At 39.4% G+C, this 22,285-nt stretch carries 20 protein-coding genes and 2 riboswitches; of the genes, 8 read left to right on the top strand and 12 right to left on the bottom strand.

What is annotated here, in order from left to right; genetic code table 11:
- Positions 1-9: 9 nt before the first annotated feature.
- From ACOMCU_RS09725 to ACOMCU_RS09680, 10 genes are read right to left on the bottom strand one after another with little or no spacing between them, the layout of a single operon-like run.
- Entirely contained in the window at positions 10-1,131 is a 1,122-nt protein-coding gene (locus ACOMCU_RS09725) for a cobalt-precorrin 5A hydrolase (protein WP_421050050.1), read from the bottom strand.
- Positions 1,124-1,909 carry a precorrin-4 C(11)-methyltransferase gene (gene cobM, locus ACOMCU_RS09720; protein WP_010859670.1) on the bottom strand — a complete coding sequence of 262 codons (786 nt, stop codon included), beginning with the start codon at positions 1,907-1,909 and terminating at the stop codon, positions 1,124-1,126. The genes ACOMCU_RS09725 and cobM overlap by 8 nt, the downstream gene beginning before the upstream one ends.
- The gene (gene cobI, locus ACOMCU_RS09715) at positions 1,909-2,616 is read right to left on the bottom strand and encodes a precorrin-2 C(20)-methyltransferase (RefSeq protein WP_010859671.1); all 708 of its coding nucleotides are present in this window, start codon (positions 2,614-2,616) and stop codon (positions 1,909-1,911) included. Before cobI ends, cobM begins: the two co-directional genes overlap by 1 nt.
- Positions 2,609-3,829, bottom strand: coding sequence for a bifunctional cobalt-precorrin-7 (C(5))-methyltransferase/cobalt-precorrin-6B (C(15))-methyltransferase (locus ACOMCU_RS09710; protein ID WP_010859672.1), 1,221 nt, complete (start codon positions 3,827-3,829; stop codon positions 2,609-2,611). Before ACOMCU_RS09710 ends, cobI begins: the two co-directional genes overlap by 8 nt.
- Positions 3,786-4,919 carry a cobalt-precorrin-5B (C(1))-methyltransferase gene (locus ACOMCU_RS09705; protein WP_010859673.1) on the bottom strand — a complete coding sequence of 378 codons (1,134 nt, stop codon included), beginning with the start codon at positions 4,917-4,919 and terminating at the stop codon, positions 3,786-3,788. Before ACOMCU_RS09705 ends, ACOMCU_RS09710 begins: the two co-directional genes overlap by 44 nt.
- Positions 4,919-5,578: a precorrin-8X methylmutase gene (locus ACOMCU_RS09700; protein ID WP_010859674.1), complete on the bottom strand. Its 660-nt coding sequence runs from the start codon at positions 5,576-5,578 to the stop codon at positions 4,919-4,921. The genes ACOMCU_RS09705 and ACOMCU_RS09700 overlap by 1 nt, the downstream gene beginning before the upstream one ends.
- 12 nt (positions 5,579-5,590) lie before the next feature.
- Complete coding sequence (gene cobK / locus ACOMCU_RS09695) at positions 5,591-6,352, bottom strand: precorrin-6A reductase (RefSeq protein WP_010859675.1); 762 nt, start codon at positions 6,350-6,352, stop codon at positions 5,591-5,593.
- Positions 6,349-7,257 carry a sirohydrochlorin chelatase gene (locus ACOMCU_RS09690; RefSeq protein WP_421050049.1) on the bottom strand — a complete coding sequence of 303 codons (909 nt, stop codon included), beginning with the start codon at positions 7,255-7,257 and terminating at the stop codon, positions 6,349-6,351. Before ACOMCU_RS09690 ends, cobK begins: the two co-directional genes overlap by 4 nt.
- Positions 7,258-7,271: 14 nt before the next feature.
- A complete protein-coding gene (cobJ, locus tag ACOMCU_RS09685) occupies positions 7,272-8,942 on the bottom strand; it encodes a precorrin-3B C(17)-methyltransferase (protein WP_010859677.1) in 1,671 nt (556 codons plus the stop codon).
- A 4-nt stretch (positions 8,943-8,946) separates the two neighbouring features.
- On the bottom strand, positions 8,947-9,318 hold the full coding sequence (locus ACOMCU_RS09680) for a (2Fe-2S) ferredoxin domain-containing protein (RefSeq protein WP_010859678.1): 372 nt from the start codon (positions 9,316-9,318) through the stop codon (positions 8,947-8,949).
- 135 nt (positions 9,319-9,453) lie between these two features.
- Positions 9,454-9,636: riboswitch (cobalamin riboswitch) on the bottom strand.
- Between the two features lie 244 nt (positions 9,637-9,880).
- Positions 9,881-10,066: riboswitch (cobalamin riboswitch) on the top strand.
- A 141-nt stretch (positions 10,067-10,207) separates the two neighbouring features.
- On the opposite strand from ACOMCU_RS09680, the gene ACOMCU_RS09675 reads away from it, so the two are divergent.
- The 5 genes from ACOMCU_RS09675 to ACOMCU_RS09655 all read left to right on the top strand — a co-directional run bounded on the left by ACOMCU_RS09675 (position 10,208) and on the right by ACOMCU_RS09655 (position 16,658).
- The gene (locus ACOMCU_RS09675) at positions 10,208-10,954 is read left to right on the top strand and encodes an energy-coupling factor ABC transporter permease (protein ID WP_036130297.1); all 747 of its coding nucleotides are present in this window, start codon (positions 10,208-10,210) and stop codon (positions 10,952-10,954) included.
- A 1-nt stretch (position 10,955) separates the two neighbouring features.
- Positions 10,956-11,228, top strand: a complete 273-nt coding sequence (locus ACOMCU_RS09670; RefSeq protein ID WP_010859680.1) for an energy-coupling factor ABC transporter substrate-binding protein — start codon at positions 10,956-10,958, stop codon at positions 11,226-11,228.
- A gap of 3 nt (positions 11,229-11,231) precedes the next feature.
- A complete protein-coding gene (gene cbiQ / locus ACOMCU_RS09665; protein WP_421050048.1) occupies positions 11,232-12,008 on the top strand; it encodes a cobalt ECF transporter T component CbiQ in 777 nt (258 codons plus the stop codon).
- Positions 12,005-12,844, top strand: coding sequence for an energy-coupling factor ABC transporter ATP-binding protein (locus ACOMCU_RS09660; protein ID WP_010859682.1), 840 nt, complete (start codon positions 12,005-12,007; stop codon positions 12,842-12,844). Before cbiQ ends, ACOMCU_RS09660 begins: the two co-directional genes overlap by 4 nt.
- A 298-nt stretch (positions 12,845-13,142) precedes the next feature.
- The gene (locus ACOMCU_RS09655) at positions 13,143-16,658 is read left to right on the top strand and encodes a S8 family peptidase (protein ID WP_421050047.1); all 3,516 of its coding nucleotides are present in this window, start codon (positions 13,143-13,145) and stop codon (positions 16,656-16,658) included.
- An 852-nt stretch (positions 16,659-17,510) separates the two neighbouring features.
- Here ACOMCU_RS09655 and ACOMCU_RS09650 read toward each other — a convergent pair.
- Both ACOMCU_RS09650 and ACOMCU_RS09645 read right to left on the bottom strand, forming a co-directional pair.
- Positions 17,511-17,951, bottom strand: coding sequence for a GNAT family N-acetyltransferase (locus ACOMCU_RS09650; RefSeq protein ID WP_421050046.1), 441 nt, complete (start codon positions 17,949-17,951; stop codon positions 17,511-17,513).
- Positions 17,952-18,068: 117 nt separating this feature from the next.
- Positions 18,069-19,166 carry a glycosyltransferase family 4 protein gene (locus ACOMCU_RS09645; RefSeq protein WP_421050045.1) on the bottom strand — a complete coding sequence of 366 codons (1,098 nt, stop codon included), beginning with the start codon at positions 19,164-19,166 and terminating at the stop codon, positions 18,069-18,071.
- Between the two features lie 342 nt (positions 19,167-19,508).
- On the opposite strand from ACOMCU_RS09645, the gene ACOMCU_RS09640 reads away from it, so the two are divergent.
- The 3 genes from ACOMCU_RS09640 to ACOMCU_RS09630 are packed head-to-tail and all read left to right on the top strand — an operon-like array spanning position 19,509 to position 22,007.
- Complete coding sequence (locus ACOMCU_RS09640; protein WP_421050044.1) at positions 19,509-20,108, top strand: glycosyltransferase family 2 protein; 600 nt, start codon at positions 19,509-19,511, stop codon at positions 20,106-20,108.
- Positions 20,109-20,130: 22 nt separating this feature from the next.
- Positions 20,131-21,159 carry a polysaccharide biosynthesis protein gene (locus tag ACOMCU_RS09635; protein ID WP_421050085.1) on the top strand — a complete coding sequence of 343 codons (1,029 nt, stop codon included), beginning with the start codon at positions 20,131-20,133 and terminating at the stop codon, positions 21,157-21,159.
- Positions 21,156-22,007, top strand: a complete 852-nt coding sequence (locus ACOMCU_RS09630; protein ID WP_421050043.1) for an SDR family oxidoreductase — start codon at positions 21,156-21,158, stop codon at positions 22,005-22,007. Before ACOMCU_RS09635 ends, ACOMCU_RS09630 begins: the two co-directional genes overlap by 4 nt.
- Positions 22,008-22,285: the final 278 nt, after the last annotated feature.

The following is a 22,285-nucleotide window of genomic DNA, read 5'->3' as shown; positions in this document are numbered from 1 at the left end:
GCTCCCTCCTTAAAATGTTAATCTCGCTACAGAAATTGTTGCGTTCCCTGATTTTTTCTTTGGTAGCACGAGCGATTCTACTTGTGCAAAGCGCATAGCAGCCGGCTCACTGACGCCGTATGCACCTGTATATTTAAATACCGTTTCAGACGGTGATGGGAAATTGATTTCGTTTAATTGTGCTGGTGTATATGTGATGAACTCCCAGTCATATTTCTTTGTCACATCAATGAAGCATTGTTCGTCTTTTTTTAAATCAATCGTACAAAGAGCTTTGACACTTTTTTTCGATAATTTTAATTCTGCGAGTGTTTCATCAATAACTTGTTCGATTTCTTCAAGTGACGTATCACGATTGCAGCCCATACCTAGCACAATCGATTTTGGACGATAAATCACGCCATTCTCAAGAAGCACTTCTTCCTCCGGTTCAATGATGCGATCAGTAATCCATAACGTTGCATGAGGTTTCGCCTCTATCGCGGTTTGCGTCGATGGATATATTTTGATTTGCTCTGGCATAGGGGTATCACGCATCCACCAATCACGTTCACCAGTTTCTTGTACGATTGCGACATGCTCCTCGTTAACAACAGAGGCACTTACTGGCGTAAGCTTGTCTGCACTGTCCCACACCCAACCAAAGCGTGCGCCAAATAAATCAACAGGAATTGTTTTTTGGACATCCGAAGCCGTTGTAATAATTGGATTTGCACCAAGGGCCGCTGCAACTTCATGAGTAAGCTCATTGGCACCACCTAAATGACCTGATAGTACACTAATGACATTTTCCCCACGATCATCAATGACTACAACACCAGGGTCTGTCTTCTTATCCTGTAAAATTGGCGCAATCATGCGTACAACCGCACCAAGTGAAATGATTAAAATTAAGCCTTTATACTGCTTGAATAATGTAGGCAATAGCAATCGCACGGTACCAGAAAACAGCTGAATATGCTTCTCTGCTTCGTCGCCTTGCTCAAATTTACTCATATAATATAAATCACTCTGCGCAAAGGTTTGTTGTAGTCTACGTCCAATTTGTACACCGTGCTTGGTAATCGCCACAACCGCATAAGGATTACGTTGAGCAACTTCTGGTAAAACGCCCTCTTGCAATTTAATCACTTGTCTTCACACCTTTTCGGAAGCCGTGCGTAAAGGTCGCATCATATAATTTCGAACGGTATTCATCTTTATCATGAATATTCGGGTCTAATGCCCAGCCCGCTAAAATCATTGCATGTTTACGAATGCCATTAACACGCATCGCTTCATCTAGTTCAACTAATGTCGTGCGCACAATTTTTTGATCTGGCCAAGAAGCACGTTGAATCACTGCCACCGGTGTATCGTCCGCCCATCCTGCATTTTGCAATTCTTTGATAATTTTCTTAGTTAAAGTTGCACTTAAGAATAGCGCAATCGTACAATGATGGCTAGCTAAAGCACGTAACTTTTCAAACTCTGGTACAGGTGTGCGCCCTTCAGCACGTGTTAAAATAAGCGTTTGCGTTAAATCTGGGATTGTAAGTTCCGCACCGATTGCCGCAGCAGCTGCAAATACTGAGCTAACACCAGGAATGACTTCGTAACCTATGCCTTCTTTTTTTAAAAGTGCTACTTGTTCCATAATGGCACCATACATGGCAGGGTCACCTGTATGCATGCGTGCTACTACTTTGCCCGCATTGACACGCTCTACCATTACCGCAACCATTTCCTCTAAATGCATACCTGCTGTACGAATAACTTCTGCATCAGGTTTTGCTTTTGCAATTAGATCTTCATTTACTAGGGAATCTGTATACATGACAACGTCCGCTGTTTGTAACATCTGTAAACCCTTCACCGTAATTAAATCCGGATCACCAGGGCCAGCACCGACAATAAAAATTTTCTTCATTATTTACGCACCACCATTAATGTTAAATATTCTAAAGCGACGCCTTCTAAATCTTGAACATCCCAAATGATTTCTTCGTCAGACGTTACTTTGGTCACAACCGATGCCTTATCAAGTAAATCTAAATCGCGCAGTACCTCCAGCATTAAATCCATAACCTTTGCAACTTTAATGAAAACAACCGCATCATGATTTTCAATTGCTTCACGCATAGCACCGTAATTGTCATGTGCTGGAATAATCGCCACACGATCATCACCATCTGCTAGGGCAATACCTAGTCGCGACGCTGAGCCATTAAATGAAGAAATACCAGGCACTGTACGAATTTCCACCTCTGGATGCCTATCTTGCATAAGCTTCATCATATGGATGAATGTACTATATAATAAGGGGTCCCCTTCTGTCACAAACGCGACGTCCTTGCCCTCTTGCAGCTTACCATAGACAAGTTCCACGGATTTTGTCCATTCTCGTTCTAACACAGCCTCATCTTTTGTCATTGGGAACACGAGACCAAGCATATCTTTCTCTTCTGGGTTAATGTACACATCTACAATACGATGCGCATAACTTTTACTGCCCTTCATTTTTTTCGGATAGGCAATAACCGGCGACTCCTGAATGACACGGAATGCCTTTACTGTAATTAACTCTGGATCGCCAGGGCCTACACCTAAGCCATATAAAATACCAAGATTACTCATGATTTTCTTCCTTTCGATGTGCCGAAATAATATAAATCGGATTTAATGGGACAAAACGGGTCATATCTAAAATCGGCTTACTACGTGCCAATTGCGCCTGCAAAATATCGACAGCAAAGCCACAAGCTTTAAACGCTTCAACCGCCTTATATAAATTTTCTATCGTTGCTGCATTTAAGACGATGCGACCATTAGGCTTCAAACGTGAACAGCACATCTGTAAAAGTTCCACCATTTCGCCACCTGTACCACCAATAAAAATCGCATCTGGATCCGGGAAATTTTCTAGTCCATTCGGTGCTTTACTATGAATAGCCGTCATATCTACACGGAATTTCTGCTGGTTTTGCATGCAGTTCTCTAAATCGGGTGCATTTTTTTCCACCGCAAATATTTGCCCCTCTGGTGACAGTTTGCCAGCCTCAATAGCCATTGACCCTGTACAAGTGCCAACGTCCCAAATGATGCTATCTTTTTGTAACTGCATAGCCTGTAGACTTAACACACGAATTTCCTTTTTCGTAATAAGCCCTTTATCTGGCTTACGTTGCGAAAATTCTTCATCATCAATACCTAGTGAATAGCGTTTGGGTGCTGATGTTTGCTGTAAAATGACAACATTCAACGTAGAAAATTCAGCTGTTTCTAATTCATCAAGAGAATACCAGCCGTATTTTTCTTCATTACCTTGTAAATTTTCTGCAACAAACACTCGGTATTCCGTCATACCAAAATGCTTCAGATAACGTGCCAATGCATTTGGGTTATTTTCAGCGTCAGTAAGTAGCGCTACTTTCTTTTTGCCGTCAATGCGCTGTGCTAAGCCCTTCATTGGTCGGCCGTGAATACTTGCTACATAGGCATCCTGCCAACTCTCGCCCATTTTTGAAAACGCAAGTTGCACCGAGCTCATATATGGATAAACCTCGATTTCTAGTTTTTTCACTAAATAACCACCGATGCCATAGAATAATGGATCACCCGACGCTAAAATAACTGTTCTTCGTGTTTCTGCCGCTAACCTTTCAACAAGCGTTGAAAGACCACCCTTAATGACAACTTTTTCTCCTGTAAAGCTCGGGAAAAAATCAAGGACACGCTCACCTCCAACGAGTACTTCACAGTTTTCAATCCACTGCATGTACTGTGGCAATAAGCTTTCTTGTCCATTATCCCCGATCCCAATTAATTTCATCGATCGATGCAATGTCATCAGCCCTTCCTAATAATTGTCCCTTCATCGAGTAAATCGATGTGGAGAGCGTCAAACCGCCCCTTGTATGGTGTATCGATGAATAGCAACATGCCTCACATAAATGATGAAAGAAGTCATCATAGCCTTTATCCGCCATAATTTCACCAACTTGTGAAGCGGTATTGGCTTCTCTTACTTCGGTAATTGTGTCCTCATCTGCACCAATATCTGCTGCCAATTGCGCTAAAAAATTAAAGTCAATAGCAGCACTTTTTGAATGCACCATCATGACACCCTGTGCAACCTTTGAAAACTTCCCCATCATCCCAACGAGTGATACTTGCCTGATGCCAAGCCGTTTACAATGTTTTAACGTAAATCCGACAAAATCACCCATTTCTATAAATGCTTCCTCTGGCAATTCAGGATACTGTGCCATTGCATACTTTTCACTGCGTCCACCTGTGGTCACCACTACATGTTCACACCCAGCAGCCTTTGCCACACTGATGGCTTGGACAATACTTGCCATATACGCTGAACTCGAAAAAGGCACGACGGTTCCCCTTGTGCCTAAAATGGAAATGCCTCCGATAATGCCGAGTCTTCCATTTAACGTTTTTTTTGCAATTTCCTCACCCTCTGGTACGGAAATAACGACATTCACGCCACGTTCTATATGAAACTCATCAAGTACACTCTGTACAGTACTATGTATCATCTTGCGCGGTACAGGGTTAATAGCAGCTTCCCCGACAGCAACTGGTAAGCCGGGCTTTGTCACTCGCCCGACTCCAATTCCTCCATCTAAATGAATACCTGGTGTATCAGCCCAGCTTACTGTGCCAATAATGAGCGCCTTATGTGTAGCATCAGGATCATCACCGGCATCTTTTATCGTTTCACAGCTTACAGTGTTACTAGCAAATGTACATTTTTCGATTGTAAACGTTGCATCACGCCCTATTGGTAAATGGATGGTGCTCGTTTCCTGTTCTTCATTTGTAATCAATGCTAGTAATGCAGCTTTTGAAACAGCAGTTGCACAGGCTCCCGTTGTATAACCGTGGCGCATGTCCTTGGGATCCTTTTTTGGCTTCCGCTCCATTACTTTTTCGCCTGTTCGTCCGCTAAAATCGAAATGGCATTCAATGCGGCTACCGTCACTGTACTACCGCCTTTACGGCCAACATTTGTAATATACGGAATACCTTCTAGCTTTAATAGCTCCTCTTTGGACTCAGCCGCTGATACGAAGCCAACTGGCATACCGATAATTAAATCCGGTTTAGCTAAACCTTCTTTAATCAAGCGAATTAACTCAAGTAATGCTGTCGGTGCATTGCCAATGGCATAAATACCGCCTTCGTGTAATTTTGTAGCCTTTTGCATTGAAATAATAGCACGTGTTGTATTTTGTTTTTTCGCTTCGATTGAAACATCTTCATCTGCGATATAGCAATGTAAATCCCCGCCATGCTTTTGGAAACGTTTTTTCCCTGAACCACTTTCAATCATTTGTACGTCTGCAATCACGTGACGACCTGCAAGGATCGACTTTACCCCTGCTTCTAATGCTCCTGGCGTAATGATGACACTACGACCTAACTCAAAATCAGCAGATGCATGAATAATTCGACGAACAACTTTCCACTCATCTTCTGTAAAGTTATGTTCACCCATTTCCTCTGCAATAATTGCGAAACTATAATCATAAATTTTATCTGGGTCTACTGTTAATGGTTTGAAATCTGTTTTAAAATCCATTTGTATTGCCTCCTAGAGTATGTTTTGAACAGCTTGCAGTACATCCTCAAACTTGGAATACTGTTGGCCGTATTGTATATTTGGTCGAGCAATTAAAATCGTTTCAATGCCACAAGCAAGTGCAGCCTCAAGCTTTTCATCAACTGAACCAACTTTTCCGCTTTCTTTTGTAATCATCAAAGTGACGTCATATTGACGGAAAAGTGCTTCGTTTAATTCTTTTGAAAATGGTCCTTGGATGGCAACAATATCTCTTTGAGCCACACCAAGTGCCTCACATTTTTCCATATTATCAAGGCGAGGAAGCATCCGCGCAATAACCCGCGTATTTTCTAGACCATGCAATACTTTGGTAAACGTCGCTAGCGTTTTACTGCCTGTAGTCAACATAATGACACCGCGTTTTTTTGCTGCTAGTTGCGCCGCTTGCTCATAATCTTTAACAACTGTGATGAGAGGATGTGCGTAGTGCTCATGGGCACGTTCATAGCGAATATAGAGTACACCTGCTTTTTCAGCTGCTGCCATCGCATTTTTAGAAGCCTCTTCGGCAAATGGGTGTGAGGCATCTACAACAAGTTGATAGCCCTTTTCTATTAAAATCGTCGCCATTTCGTCAGCCGTCAAACGGCCAACTAAATGTGGAAGACCAACTTCTGTAAGACTTGAAGCCGCTGAATCAGTGACCACGGTCGCAGTCACTTTATGTCCAGCAGACTGCAATTCTAGTGCTAGATTCCTTGCATCACTCGTCCCCGCTAACATGAAAATCATTTTACTGACTCCTCTTCATGGTGATGGTGGTGGTCATGGTCGTGATCGTGGTCATGTCCGTGATCATGATCATGATGGTGATGGTGATGTGCATGACCATGTACCGCAGCATAAGCACGGTAATTTTCTAAATCTTGCATGCCAGTAGATGTACCATTCACAGCTTGCTCTATGCGCTCTAATAGCACATTTTGTAGGCGCTCATGATAGCCAAAATAATTAGCAATTTCAATATCACAGTCAGGATATTTTTCGTTAAATTGCTGGCACATGCCATGCATACGTTCCATTAGGATGCCTGTAAATAAAAAGTACGGCAACATAATAATTTTTTTCGCCCCCAACTTCACACAACGCTCAATTCCTTCTTCAACACGTGGATCTGTTACGCCCATAAAGGCACTTTCCACGTAAGGTACAGGGAGCTTTTCCCAAAGTAAACGAGTAATTTTATAAAAATCACCGTTGGCATAAGGATCACTACCACCACGAGCAATTAAAAGAATCGCGGTATCTTTAGGTTCTTCTTGTTGTGCATTGAAGCCGATTTCTGCTAGACGATCTTCCAGAATGGCAAAAATTTCATCATGAATACCAATTGTTTGAGCATATGTGAACGTGATATTTGGATAGTGTTCACGCGCATGCTCAATTTCTGCCGGGATATGCATTTTGGAATGTCCAGCATGCAGTAAAATGATTGGAATTACATGTACTTCTGTAGCACCCTTCTTCACGCAATTCGTAATGCCTTCTTCAATGTTTGGCGAAGCAAACTCAAGGAAGCAAGTTTCTACTAAAAAGCTGTCATCAATCCGAGGAGTCATTTGCTCAATAAATGTGCGTACCTCATTATTTCCTGCTGCTAAACGGCTACCATGGCCAACAAATAAAATAGCTTTCATCTCTTTTCTCCTCACTAATCGCCGCACGGAGCTGGCTCTACTTTTATTTTTGAAGACATATCTTGATACGTAAAATGCAATATTTTTTTCACACGTTTGAAATATTTAAACAAGCGCTCATTTGGGTGCGCGTTAGCTTTGTACTCTTCAATAATGTCTGTAATAAGTGGCATAAGTTGTTCAGGTTCTAAGCCTTCTACAACAGGTTGTGCAGCATGCGCTGTACGCCCAACTGGTTTAGCGCCGATAAAGACATCAAATTTACTTTTACGATAGACGATACCAATATCATCAAACACTGCACGGTAGCATGCCATACCACAGCCGTTAAAGCCGATGTTTAGCGTTTTGGGTAAAGACAAACCACCTAGCTTTTCTTGAATTTCCTCAGCATATGGAATAGAATCTGCTTTCTCTCCATAACAAAAATCACATGCTTTTAATGACAGTACATCACCAATAGGGGCTAACAAAAAACCCACTTCACGTAATTTTGTTGTTATCTTATCGGGTTCTGCCGTTGGAATTTTCAAATGGATTTGATGATCAGGTGTATATTCCATCGTTCCTTCTTCTCCGACAACTTGTGCTAACGCCGTCATTTGCTGCGGCGTGAAAAACTTATTGGCCACCCCTGGACTTACGGCTAATTCAAAAATGGTTTCAATTTTTTGTTGTACAAGCTTAGGTGTTGCATGCCCTGCACTTGTGCCCTTTACCATTGCAAGAGCTGTTGCAGCCATTTCAAGTGATGATTTTTTTAGCGTTGCCATAGGCGTTATCGCTATACTGGGCTTGCTACGTCCTGCATTCGGGTCAGCCTCAAAATCAGCACGCGCTGTTCCTGTTTGTTGATTCATCGCCCATGGTTCATTTTCTTCTTTCAGACGCTGATGTGGACGTAGTGGCTGTTTTTCTTCTCCAAGTGTATATTTACGTTGGTAGCCACGTGGTGTAATCATTTTATTGTCATAGAAAAATGTAGATGAATTTCCGATAATGACCGTTGTGAGCATCCCAATATCATGTTCAAGCATCTCAGCTAATGTTGTCATGGTAATTTCCTGGCGATCACGATAGGCACTTTTCACGAGTCCCACTGGGGTATCTGGAGATCGGTATTCTAGTAAAATGCGTTGTGCTTCTACGATTTGACGTGTACGTCGACCACTTTTCGGGTTGTAAAGTGCAATCACAAAATCGGCCATCGCTGCAGCTTCCACACGTTTGGCAATTAGATTCCATGGCGTTAAATGGTCACTTAAACTAATTGTGCAGGAGTCATGCATAATCGGCGCACCTAGTAAACTCGCACATGAATTAATAGCAGAAATACCAGGAACAATCTCTACTTCAACACCTGTTGCTTCTGTCCAACCAAGCTCAATCAATACCTCATAGACAAGCCCAGCCATCCCGTACACACCTGAGTCACCACTGGAAATGACAGACACGATATTACCTGCCTCTGCCTGCCGCACAGCTTCCTGCGCTCTGGAAACTTCTTCGGTCATTCCTGTACTAACAATCGACTTGGCCGTCACTAAATCTTGAATGAGCTCAACATACGTTTTATAGCCGATGATAAAATCACTCTGTTGTAACGCCTCCACAGCTCGCGTTGTAATATGTTTAAAATCACCGGGGCCAAAGCCCACAACAAAAATCTTACCTTTTTGCGCCATTTCGTTACCCCTCTTTCACCTTTTCAATACCTTTTATAGCTGTTGTTTGTGCTGTACGCTGTAACGTACCTTCACGAAGTGTGAACACATGTTCACTATGTAAAGTCTCGTGGTGTAAGTCTTGCACGAGCGCCCTCGCATGCTCTGTCGTTGGCACACGATACCAATTTCCTTGTGGATAAGCGATGACAACACAAGCATCCTTACACCTGCCGTTACAGCGTGTTCTTGTCGTATGTATTTCCTTATCGAGTGCTTGTACCTGTATTTCATCACGTATTGCTTGGGTAATTTCCTCGCCATCTTTTTTCATACAGCTACTGCCATTGCAAATAAAAAGATGCGTTTTCATTCCTTCTAAGTTCCAAGTTGTCATTGTGTTGCTCCCCTCATTTGCTTTTAGGAAAAAGAAAAGACCTTCACTCTAAACGAAGAGTAAAGGTCTTGTAGAAGCCAAATAAAAACGAATATATAGGTACTCGCTCTCGCTTCAACTTCTCCCTCCGAAAAGTTTGCATGCCATCAACTAAGCAGGTTTCCTGACTTAAGCTTCTTCTTACTTTCGCACCTTCCCAGTTATACTAGTGGCTTTTACGATTTCATCAGCTATTACAGTAGCGGGGGCTGTATCGGATTCACACCGATTTCCCTATTATCTCGAATACTATCGAGCACTTATAGATGTATTTATATGAAATTTTAATTGTATAAAACGTAATAGAAAACTGTTTCTATCATAGCTTATTATTTATAAATTTCAACAATTCTTTTTTAATTTGTGAAATTTTTAGTAAAATTTCAACAAATATTTCAGGCAAAAATGTGGTTTTGCCCTTTAATTTATCATAATTTTCTATATTGAAGCTCAATTAAAAAAATTTTAATAAAAAGAGATAGCTTATTTATGGAAAATTATGTTACACTTTGTCGTGAAATCTCACAACTTCATCTTTTTCGGTGCGAAGTGTCTACATTTCGCTTAAAAGGGAAGCCGGTTCAAGTCCGGCGCGGTCCCGCCACTGTACTAGGGAGTTTTATAGATAAATGTCACTGTCCAAAGGATGGGAAGGCCTATAAAATGTCGAACTAAAGCCAGGAGACCTGCCGAAAAACACGTGATCGTTTCAACCTACGAGGATAGGTGTGCGGCTTGGCAGATTAACATTCTATTTGCTTTTTCAGCTATGCACTTTTCCTATATCGGAGAAGTGCTTTTTTTTATTGCGCACGCTACATTCGACATTTTATTTTAAGGAGGAGCCATTTTGAAATTTTCTTGTTGGAAGCTTAGTTATTTCTTACTGGCATTTTTACTCGTGCCAAATCGAGCATTTGCCATGCACATCATGGAAGGATTTTTGCCAATTGAATGGGCGATTTTCTGGTGGGTCGTCTCGATCCCATTTATTATTTTAGGATTACGTTCGATCCGTAAAACAATCGATGAAAACCCTGAAACAAAAATGATTCTCGGTCTTTCAGGTGCTTTTGCATTCGTTTTATCAGCACTGAAAATTCCATCGGTTACAGGAAGTTGTTCGCACCCAACTGGTGTTGGCCTCGGAACTGTATTATTTGGTCCATTAGCGATGAGCGTCATTGGAACGATCGTCTTATTATTCCAATCTTTACTCTTAGCTCATGGCGGTATTACAACATTAGGCGCAAATGCTTTTTCGATGGCTGTAGCGGGGCCATTCATCGCCTACTTCGTTTTTAAAGGTGCTCAAAAAATCGGTCTATCTTTTTCACTGGCGGTATTTTTTGCAGCAATGCTTGGTGATTTAGGTACATATGTTGTGACTTCTGTTCAACTTGCACTGGCCTTCCCATCAGAAGTAGGCGGATTTATGGCTTCATTTACTAAATTCGCAGGTATTTTCGCATTAACGCAAATTCCTCTCGCAATTAGTGAAGGTATTTTAACTGTCATCATTATGAATTTCTTGAAAAAATATAATATCAGTGAATTAAAAGCTTTACGTGTTTTCTCAGCTAAGGAGGCACATTAACATGAAAAAAAACTTACTACTATTAGCAATTGTTGTACTATTGGCAATCATTCCGCTATTTGTACAAAAAGGTGCAGAATTTGGTGGAGCAGACGGCGAAGCGGAAGCAGCAATTGGTGAAATTAATGCCGAATACGAGCCGTGGTTCGAAAGTTTTTGGGAGCCACCAAGTGGTGAAATTGAGAGCTTGTTATTCGTTCTTCAAGCCGCACTTGGTGCTAGTTTTATAGGCTATTTCATCGGCTACATGCGTGGCAAACATAAAGAAGGTTAAGCGATGCTCCTCATTGATAAGTATGCTTATATGAATAAGCTAGCATCTGTTCATCCGCTAGAAAAAATGACGCTTTCCCTTGGTCTTCTACTACTGTCGCTTATCATGAGAGATGAACAAATTTCACTCATTACATTTATTGTGATGAGTGCTTTTATCATTGTAGGTGCAAAAATTCCCATTATGTATTTTGCCAAGTTATTACTACTACCAGGATTCTTTTTACTTACTAGTTTAGTATCCATTTTATTTTCTATTGTGCCTTCACCTAGCACACTTCCTACACACTTTTGGTCATACTCACTCAAAGGTGGTTGGATAATTTTTATTGGCAGTGCGAGCATCGAAACAGCGCAGCAGCTTTTTTTCATCGTCCTTGGCAGTATTAGCTGTCTGTATTTTTTAATTCTTACGACATCGGTACAATCTATTTGCTATGTTCTACGACAATGGCGGCTTCCCGTTCTATTTGTTGAATTAGTAGAATTAACGTATCGTTTTATTTTTATTTTTTTAGACAGTATGCAAAAAATTCATCTTGCCCAGCAGGCTCGATTAGGTTACCGTTCCCCGATGCAATGGTTACGCTCAATTTCAATGCTAATTGCAGCGTTATTCGCAGAGATGTTCCAACGAAGTCGTGAGCTCAACAATGCAATGCAGGCACGCGGTGGTGAAACAGTCTATTGGCAAGAGAATTTTACCCCTAGCATGAAAAACTGGCTAGGTATTGCTGTTATTTTTATATTCCTCATCATTTATGGAGGTTTTTTCACATGACGACAGATTTATATTTTGAACTAAAACAATTATCCTACGTTTACGCAGATGGAACCTATGCTTTAACCGATATTACCCTTCAAATTCCAAAAGGCAAAAAGATTGCATTACTTGGACATAATGGTGCAGGAAAATCAACGTTATTTCAGCATCTAAATGGCATTTTGAAACCAACCGCTGGTAGTATAGCATTTTGCGGCAAAGAAATTCACTATAGCAGAAAAGAATTAAAGGCATTACGGCAACAGGTTGGTATTGTGTTTCAGGATGCCGATAATCAGCTTTTTTCTGGGACAGTGAAGCAGGATATTGCATTTGGGCCACTTAATCTTGGTTGGGCCGCTGAAAAAATTGAAGAAAAAATAGCATGGGCCGTTGTACAAACTGAAATTGCAGCATTGCTTGATAAACCGATTCATTTTTTGAGTGTAGGGCAGAAAAAACGTGTGGCCATGGCAGGTGTTTTAGCAATGGAACCATCCGTATTATTATTAGATGAGCCAACTGCAGGGCTCGATAATTATTATGCTGCACAAGTTTTACAATACCTAGCCAAATTAGAAGATGGTGACAGAACCATTTTACTAGCAACCCATGACATTTCACTCGCTTATGAATGGGCAGATCAAATTATCGTTATGGTGGCCGGGAAGATTATTTATAACGGCGATCCAGTAGCCCTGTTTTATCAAGAGGATTTACTTGAACAGGCCCACCTTGAACGGCCATGGGTCTTTGAAATGGCGTTGGCCTTACAACACAAAAAACTATTTGAGAAAAATATTACGATACCGCGTTCGCAGGAAGATTTACAAAGACTTATTGAACAACTTTAAGACAATGTTTTAGGAACATAGCATTTTTCGGACTTTAATTGCGGGCCTTTCACCTGTACTTGAATCGACGTTCCTTGATTCCTATCTCACAAATCTAGTAGAGGGTGACTCCACCACTGTACGTACGGTTCTCTCTTATTAAGAACCGTTACACCTGATGCATCAAAGATGTGAAGTCGGTCTCTATTAAATATAAATTCTTGGAAAAATATTTACTTATATCCTTATATTATGAAACTTTTTTATCGTTCGTTCGTAATAGTATAGTTGTGACTTACATTAAAAGGAGAGAAAACAAGTGAAGAACTGGATTAAGAAATCAATGGCTGTAGGTGCATCTGCTGCACTAATGGTTCCTGCTGCTTCTGCCTTTGCAGAAGCGCCACAAAACATAGCGAAGAACCCAGAGTCTGTGAAAAATACTGTCGCTAGCAATCAGGAACAAATTCTAAAGCAATTCAACAATGAAAAAGAATGGATTAGTAAGGATACAATTATCGTCAAGCATTCAGGACTTGCTAAGAACGCTCATAAAAAAATTGGCTCTAAAGTAATCCGCTCTATCCCTTCATTAGGTTACGATGTTATCCAACTTAACAAAGGAGTAACGCTAGAAAAAGCAGTTTCATATTATGCCAAGCAAGTAGGGGTTAAAAGTGTATCTCCAAGCTACGTGTATCATGCCTTTGACACAGGAGAAGATCCAAAGAAAAAGGATATGTATCATCTAAACCTGCTTCAAATTGATAAGGCCTTAGAATTAGCAGGTGATCATGAGGTAAAAGTAGCAGTTATCGATTCTGGTGTGGATTTTAAACATCCTGAGCTAAAATCTCAAGTGCTTCCACCATATAATGCAGCAGCACCTGCCAATTCCACTTATCCTGGTGACCATGGAACACATGTAGCAGGTATTATTGGAGCGGCAAAAGATAATGCTGTAGGAGGACATGGGGTTAATCCAAAAGCCAAGATTCTTCCAATTGATGTATTCAACGGCAAAGATGGTGCCAATGATTTCGTCATTGCACAAGGAATCCTTCATGCCATTGAGCAAGGCGCTGATGTTATTAACATGAGCCTTGGCGGCTATGGAGAATCTCCATTAATGAAAGAAGCCGTTCAGAAAGCGATTGATAATGGCATTACCGTCGTAGCAGCTGCGGGAAATGAATCGACAGATAATTACTCCTTCCCTGCTTCTTTCGAAGGCGTTATTAGCGTAGGTTCTACGAATGAAAGAAACAAACTATCAAGCTATTCAAACTACGGTCCATCGGTTGACGTGGTAGCTCCAGGTGAAGATGTCTACAGTACTGTTCATGATGAGAAAAAAGGATCTTCCTTTGTAAAATTTAGCGGAACATCTATGGCATCTCCTGTCGTTGCAGGTGTGGCATCCCTACTAAAATCAAAATATCCAAACCTAAAACCTCATGAAATTGAAGCTATTCTTGAAATGACCGCAAAGGATTTAGGCGAGAAGGGCTATGATCTTACGTATGGGCATGGTCTTGTCGACCCTATAAAAGCCTTACAGTTTGATTTAAAAAATCTACCTAAACAGTATTCAGAAACAAAAGATGAGCGAATGAAAAACGCAAAAGACCTTAAAAAGAATGTATTGAATACAGAAAAAGGTGAATTCAAGCAGCCGGATGAAAAAAAATGGTACAAGGTTGATTTAGATTCAAATGAATATGCGCAACTAACATTAAAAGGTGCAAATAAATTCGATTATGCAGTTGATTTGTACTTCTACCCTAAAGGTCATAAAGGTGAAGTAGAACCTATCAATGTGAATGATGTCCGCGTAGGAAAACAAGAAGGATACCTATTTAAAGCAGATCAAGCAGGAACCCTCCTTGTTGGTGTAAAAGATCATAATGGTAGCTATAGTTTAAAGGGCGAGTCTAATTACATCTTAACAGCTCAAACAACAAAGGAATTACCAATTGATTCATTAGATAAGAACAATGTAGAGAAAATTAAACAATTCCCATTCAGTACAGCAGGGAAAAACTATACCCTACTATCTAAAGATCAACAAAGTGACCAAGATTATTTTACATTTACAGTAAAAGAACCAACAACGCTGAAATTTGATGTATCGGGTATTCCAGGTGTTACAGCATCGATGGAACTTTATTTAAAAGAAGACTTCGCTAATATACCGACAGAAGAACTTAATGAAGAAGAATCGGATGAGGCTTATCCAATTCAAACATCCTACGGCATGGATAAAGGAGACGGAGTAAGCCTTATTGTTGATGCTATTCCCGATGAAGAGTATGTACTTAGCGTATCTAATGAAAGCGGTAGCGATTTTTCACTTGACATGTTCTTTAGCGGAGGCATTGAAGTTCAAGAGAGCATAAGTGAATCAATGATTCCTTACACATTAAAAGGCGAAGTCGTTACCCTTCCTGAAGATGAAGACGGACTTCCATTAAATGACGAAATACTAGAAGACAACGTACAAAATGATGATGTTTTACCTGTAACTCCAAATAAAGCTAAAAAAAATAATCAAATAAATGATTTAATGAGTATGTTCATGAGTCCAACTGGTATGGGAAGTCTGGAAGATGTGGATGTAATTATGGAGAAAGCGATTCGTTTTGATATTGGAAAAGATCAAAAAGCATACTTCCAAACAGAAAATGATGAAGATTACTTTTTATTTAAAGCAAAAGAAGATGCCGTTTATGGTTTCCATATTAATAAAGGCATGAACCAAGCACCAGCTGGAACGATTTTTGAATATGATGAGGAAACAAATGAATTATTACCAGTTTCTTCATTAACAAATGATTTGGGATTAATCAGTCTACTTCTAGGCACAACAACTGATGAAAACGAGGCCAAGACAATTGCCTTGAAAAAAGATAAAACCTATGTTGTAAGTGTAGCCAATTATGGTGGCCGTTCTTCTGAACCATACACACTTAAAACAAGTAAAATGGCAGATATTCCAACAGATAATAATACAGAAAATAATACACCAATAAAAGCTCAAATGATTCAACCTGGTAGTACTTTTAAAGACCATCTGATTTATAAAGATGATACTGATTTCTACTACTATAAACAACAAGGCAAAGATGAGGTCATGAGTCTTCTTGTTTCTTCCGTACCATTTACGAATGAACAGCTAAATCAATTACCTAAAGAGCTTCAAAAAGAATTAAAATTTTCAGGCTCCATTATTGAAGATACAAATGGTAATATGGAAATCGATCCAAAAGAAATGGAAACAGAAATTCCATTTGGGCAAGGTGAAAACTTAATTGAAATACTACTCGGTATTTCTGGCACAACAGATGTAAATACTTCATTTAAAGCGAAAAAAGATCGCGGTTATTTTATTGTTGTGAATGGCTCGAATCTTGGACAAGTATCACTGCAACCATATACTTTAACGATGTTTGATCATAATAGAGTAGATGAAGATGCAGATTCTGAGTTAGTTAATGGTGTACCAACAAAACCATCTCAGCTGACAAAAAAAGACGATAAATGGGTAGCAACTCAATATCTTAATGCAGGTGTTCCATTTGGAGATAAGGACTATTTTGAATTTACCAATGACAGCAAACGCGATGTGTTCTTCTCTCTACAAACTGAAAAAGCACTAGATGGCGTCATCCGTATTATTGATGCAAAAGGAAAAACAGTAGAAACCTTAGATCTTTACGGAGCTGAAGATGCTGAAGTAGGTACAGTCGAACTCGACAAAGGAACATACTATATTGAAGTAAGTGAAGTAGACGGCAAAGCTAGCACACAGCCATATACACTTGAAATAAAATAACATCTAAAACCCTTGACTGAAAAATGGACTTAGTAGAAGGACAGAAATTTCGGTTGAAGGTAGTGTAGTAAAGCCACTTTTTTAGATCTATCTTTTCAAGAAAACAATTAATAAGTAAAGGAATGTCCCCTAGATGATAGAAAATCTAGGGGATTTTCTCAGATTGTAGACAAACTCAATTTTTTGAGTTTGTCTACATTTTTTTCTTTTAAACATAGAAGTTTCTATAGGAACCTGTTGATTTCCGCTAGGGCGGACGCTTTTCACGGGCACGGCTTCAGTCTCCTCGTCGCTACGCTCCTGCGGGGTCTTTTCGCTCATGCTATTCCCGCAGAAGTCGCCGCCTGCGCTCCTTTCAACTAGTGGTCATCTATAAATGATTGAGGTGATGGATAGGAGGATAAACAATAGTAATAATGAACGACATCCATTAGAAATGCTGACATCAGAAAATCATTGAACGTCCTTTTTGGGCGCATCATGTTGAAGAAGCCGATATTTACGTCATCAAAGAGACATAAAACTGATTGCAATGACTGTCACCAACGCTATTGAAAAAATTAAAACGGAAGTTTTTTTGAATTCTGCTTCATTTACTTGCTAGGGCGGGTCTTTAGGAACACGGACTTCATAGAGGGCACAGTATGCGTGGATGAAAGTGCGCAACAATACAAAGTCCTTTCTACCGAAGCGATTTGCTGCCCTGCTTCCTGCTGATTACACGTCATCACGAGTACCTTGTACTTGGCTAACTTCTACACAATCCTCGCGGTTCGGGACTCCCCTATAGATTGCATCTATGCTCGGCACAAAAAAAAGCATCTTCATCCGTGATGGACGAGATACTTTTTTCTAACTGAAGTATTTAACATAGTTACTATATTGATCCTGTAGCATTTCAAGTTTTTCATATAGCTTACGTGCATTTACATTATCTGTTGCGGTTTGCAGCGTCACATAGCGAGCATACTGCTGCTCACAATATTGAAATACCTTTTCCATCAATGCCTTCCCCACCCCTAGGCCCCTAGCATCTTCCGTTACATAGATATCATTTAAAATATACGCACGCTGTAAAGCAATAGAAGAAAATGTCGGATATAATTGTGCAAAGCCAATTGTTGTGCCATTTTCCACAGCTATAAAAATAACTGATTCTTTTAAAGCCAGTCTTAGTTGTAAAAAAGCCTTCGCACTGCTTACATCGGATTCAATCCCATAGAACTGGCGATATTCATCAAAAAGCACTGTTAGCTCTTCGAGTTCATTCATTGTTGCTTGAAGTATTTCCATTCCATTCTCCCCTTGTGTCTACCCATGAATGTCTTAAATTATGAATCTAGTTTTCATTATAAAGGAAATAATGGTATAAAGAAAAGAATTTCCATCCATTTCAAGCAAATATCCACTTCAGCATGGCTTTTCATCTAAGTATTCGGCAACTTTTTTCACAATATGCTTCCAGTTTAATTCCGCTCTTGCAAATGCTTGGAGGTGCTCGCATGTAGCAGCCAGTAATGCTTCCTGCTTTGTTACTTGCTGCAATGTGCGCCCTACACTTTGCCAATCATGTGTCGGATGAATCGTCCCAAAACGTTGGTGATGGGTAATATCAGCAGCACCGTCAACATCGGTCGTAACGATATAACAGCCATTCTTAGCTGCTTCAGCAAATACGTGTGCATAACACTCTACTAACGAGGTAAGGCAAAAGATTTTGGCTTGCCTATACTCTTCCTCTAATTGAAATTTATCGTAAATGGGTCCTACTAGCATTACTTGAGAGCCAAACGGATTTCCTTCAAGAATATCCTGTAACTCTTTCTTAAATTCGTCTGACATGGGGCCAACTAAACGGAATTCCCAATCTGAGAGCTCAGCGGCTAAAAACGCTTTTACAGCCAATATTATTTGTTTTTCAGGCGCATCTAAACGGCCTACAGTTAGTATTCTATTTGTTTTCTCGTTAAACGAAACAGGCTCTGTATGGAATAGTTCATAAAAGCCATTTGGTATATGTTTAATATCTAAATTCACAAATTGATCAAGAGACTTTTGAATGGCTTCACATTCAGAGGAAACAACATCGCAAAGTTGGAGCAACTCTACAAAATAAGGATAGGTCTTTAATCGATTTAACCAAAATCGATTGACATCCAACTTCATATAGATTTTACCGTTCGGATTGAATTTCTTATACGTCTTCAGTATTGACAAATAAGATGGATATGGTCCAATTGCAAATGCGATATCAATATCTTGTGCTTGTTCGATTAAGTAAGAATTCATATTCGCTTCATAATCATCTTGAAAAGGAATATGTTGAAAAGTAACTGAAGGAAATGTTTGTTTGAGTAGCATTTCATTCATTTCAGTAGTTAAAATAGTTACATCATATCCTAAATATTCTCCTAATAAAATAGGAACAAGGCAAAGGTCTTTGAACATATGTGCGTCAGAGAGCTTATACGATTCCACACTGCAAATAAAAGCTATTTTTTTTGACATAGTACCCCCCTTATAAAAAAACTCTAAATATAGCATATGTAGTCTCCGCCAATAAGGTGAAAAATCATCGTTTATTGTGGGCAGAAACAACCTCCTTGTTGTCATTTTAATTTTCTTATTAGCTGTAGTTTTATAAGCTAAAAATGGCTTCGTTTACTATTTAAACTATCGTGTCAAAACTCTTATTCCAAAATGAACAATAGCCTACAGAACAAAGCAATATATGCATATGGTAAAAAAGAGAGTCTTTGTGTAGATCATTAACGTATCTCTTCGTTCCCTTTATCTTTAATAATAGATTCACATAAGACTAATGAAATGAACAAAGAATTGAGGGTGCTCATGAATATTAGTTTTTTAACACCTGCTTACAATAGTGAAGAATGGATTTTAACAATGCTCGATAGTATTCCTAAAGAATATGCCTATGAAATTATCGTTTGTGATGATGGATCAACCGACAAGACATTAGCTATTTTACAAGCCTATCAACAAACATGTCCTTCATTAAAAATATTAGTCAACCAAATCAATATCGGTGCTAGTGAGTCCTATAATCGATGTATCGCAGAAGCAACGGGCGATTATGTAGCTATCATTGATAGTGATGATCACTATTTGCCGGCCATTAAAGACGTTTTGGCACAAGTAGATGGTCAATTTGACATCTATTACTACAACATGTTAACGAAAGCTGGCTATACATTTATTAAAAACGAAGAAAATCGTTATTCATTGCCTGGACAATTTAAAATCATTCGCAGAAGTTTAATAGGTGATGCAAAGTTTACGAAAAGAAAAGATATTGCTGGGGATTGGGACTTTAATTGCGCATTAATGAATAAAAACCCTACATGTAAATATACAGAAACAGTGGCCTACTGGTACAACTTTCCAAGAGAAAATTCAGAATACGATTTACATTTAAGAGGATTGAAATAAGGAGGTGCAAACATACAATACGATGTTTAAGGATAAAATATTGTTAATAACGGGCGGTACTGGTTCATTTGGTAATGCCGTATTACAAAGGTTTTTGCATACTGATATAAAGGAAATTCGAATTTTCTCAAGAGATGAGAAAAAGCAAGAGGATATGCGTATTTTATATCAAAATAATAAAATCAAATTTTATATCGGTGATGTTCGCGACATTCAAAGCATCTACAATGCAATGTATGATGTAGACTTTGTATTCCATGCTGCAGCTCTAAAACAAGTTCCCTCCTGTGAATTTTTCCCACTTGAAGCTGTCAAAACGAATATTCTAGGCACAGATAATGTATTGACTGCAGCTATGCAGGCAGGCGTAAAAAAAATAATTTGTCTTTCCACCGATAAAGCCGCCTACCCTGTTAATGCAATGGGTATTTCTAAAGCAATGATGGAGAAAACATTCATTGCCAAGTCAAGGATGGTTCATTCCGCTAAAACTTTAATTTGCGGAACGCGATATGGTAACGTTATGGCTTCACGCGGCTCCGTCATTCCCCTCTTCATCGAACAAATAAAGACTGGTAAAGCACTAACTATTACTGATCCAAAAATGACGCGTTTTATGATGAGCTTAGATGAAGCAGTTGAATTAGTATTATACGCATTCTTACATGCCGATAACGGGGACATCATGGTGCAAAAATCACCGTCAGCGTACATTGAAGATTTAGCACAAGCACTTCTGGAAATTTTTCAAGCTCCCAATAAAATTCAAATTATTGGCACACGTCATGGAGAAAAAAAATATGAGGTGCTCTTAACAAAGGAGGAAGCAGCTAAAGCGATTGACATGGGTAATTTTTATAGAATCCCAGCAGACAACCGGGATTTAAATTATGGCAAATACCTTGATGAGGGCTCTCCTAAAATTACTTTAACAGATGAATATAATTCGAATAATACGAAAATACTTTCCATACAAGAAATCAAGGAAAAGTTATTAAAGCTCTCGCTCATTCAAGAAGAACTACATAATTGGACGGGAGGAAAACCTTGAAATTTTTAGTTCTTGGCGCAACGGGGATGGCTGGCCATACAATCTCCTTATTTTTAACTATGCAGGGGCATGATGTCACAACTTATTCAAGATCAGTCTTTCCCTATGGAAAAAACATAACTGGTGATATTACGGATTATGCTTTTTTACAGCAGCTTTTGCTAGATGACTATGATGTGATCATCAATTGCCTAGGCGTTTTAAATGAAGCATGTAATGACAACCGTGCAAAAGCTGTTTTTCTAAATAGCTATTTACCACATGCCATTGTTGCTCTACTGAAGAATACCAATACAAAGCTATTTCATATGAGTACGGATTGTGTGTTTTCAGGAAAAGCAGCACCTTATAATGAAAACAGTTTGCCTGACGGTGAAACCTTTTATGATCGCACAAAGGGATTAGGGGAAATTGACAGCGTTGAGCATTTAACGTTTCGAAACTCCATCATTGGTCCTGATATGAATGAAAATGGTATTGGACTCTTTAATTGGTTTATGAAACAGAAAGGCCCTATTAACGGTTATACTGGTGCTATTTGGACGGGTGTCACCACTTTATCCTTAGCAAAGGCAATGGAACGAGCAGCAATGGAAGAAACAACCGGCCTCTACCATCTCGTGAATGCTGTAAGTATAACTAAGTTTGATTTACTACAATTATTCAATAAACACTTTAAAGGTAATCAAATGACGATTCACCCCTCTCCTTTAGTTAAGCTAGATAAAACTTTAATCAATACTCGAAATGATTTTTCATATAAGGTTCCTAGCTACGAAGAAATGATTATTGACATGAAGGACTGGATTTTGACGCATAAAGACTTATATCCTCACTATTTTAAATGAGACACACATTTAGTGCTCAATACATCCAACAGCTCCTTGTACCACAAAGAATGTTGTCTTTTACCCTTCTAACAGCTAGAGCATAAAAACCTCCAGTTTCCTTAACATCCAGAAAAGTCGAATCCTATTTTGGGTTCGACTTTTTCCTAATGATCATCTGAAAAATCTTTGCTTTGCCAACATACCACGTTTAATGACTCCTTGCCAAAGCGGTCTTCAATCTGAGCTAGTATTTCCTGGGCAATACTAGGCGCATGTCGTTCATTACTTAACGCTGT

The sequence above is a fragment of the Lysinibacillus sp. UGB7 genome, assembly GCF_049058285.1.
Taxonomy (GTDB): domain Bacteria; phylum Bacillota; class Bacilli; order Bacillales_A; family Planococcaceae; genus Lysinibacillus; species Lysinibacillus sphaericus_B.
Note: the sequence above shows the minus strand (reverse complement) of the source record. Positions and strands in the feature narration are given on the sequence as shown.

Coding starts and splice junctions, on each gene's coding strand:
- ACOMCU_RS09680 (WP_010859678.1), bottom strand. CDS start 9,318: ATGACAACTTGGAACTTAGAAGGAATGAAAACGCATCTTTTTATTTGC.
- cobM (WP_010859670.1), bottom strand. CDS start 1,909: ATGAAGAAAATTTTTATTGTCGGTGCTGGCCCTGGTGATCCGGATTTA.
- ACOMCU_RS09635 (WP_421050085.1), top strand. CDS start 20,131: ATGTTTAAGGATAAAATATTGTTAATAACGGGCGGTACTGGTTCATTT.
- ACOMCU_RS09645 (WP_421050045.1), bottom strand. CDS start 19,166: ATGTCAAAAAAAATAGCTTTTATTTGCAGTGTGGAATCGTATAAGCTC.
- cbiQ (WP_421050048.1), top strand. CDS start 11,232: ATGCTCCTCATTGATAAGTATGCTTATATGAATAAGCTAGCATCTGTT.
- ACOMCU_RS09700 (WP_010859674.1), bottom strand. CDS start 5,578: ATGGATTTTAAAACAGATTTCAAACCATTAACAGTAGACCCAGATAAA.
- cobI (WP_010859671.1), bottom strand. CDS start 2,616: ATGAGTAATCTTGGTATTTTATATGGCTTAGGTGTAGGCCCTGGCGAT.
- ACOMCU_RS09690 (WP_421050049.1), bottom strand. CDS start 7,257: ATGAAAGCTATTTTATTTGTTGGCCATGGTAGCCGTTTAGCAGCAGGA.
- ACOMCU_RS09705 (WP_010859673.1), bottom strand. CDS start 4,919: ATGGAGCGGAAGCCAAAAAAGGATCCCAAGGACATGCGCCACGGTTAT.
- cobJ (WP_010859677.1), bottom strand. CDS start 8,942: ATGGCGCAAAAAGGTAAGATTTTTGTTGTGGGCTTTGGCCCCGGTGAT.
- ACOMCU_RS09650 (WP_421050046.1), bottom strand. CDS start 17,951: ATGGAAATACTTCAAGCAACAATGAATGAACTCGAAGAGCTAACAGTG.
- cobK (WP_010859675.1), bottom strand. CDS start 6,352: ATGATTTTCATGTTAGCGGGGACGAGTGATGCAAGGAATCTAGCACTA.
- ACOMCU_RS09670 (WP_010859680.1), top strand. CDS start 10,956: ATGAAAAAAAACTTACTACTATTAGCAATTGTTGTACTATTGGCAATC.
- ACOMCU_RS09660 (WP_010859682.1), top strand. CDS start 12,005: ATGACGACAGATTTATATTTTGAACTAAAACAATTATCCTACGTTTAC.
- ACOMCU_RS09640 (WP_421050044.1), top strand. CDS start 19,509: ATGAATATTAGTTTTTTAACACCTGCTTACAATAGTGAAGAATGGATT.
- ACOMCU_RS09710 (WP_010859672.1), bottom strand. CDS start 3,829: ATGACATTGCATCGATCGATGAAATTAATTGGGATCGGGGATAATGGA.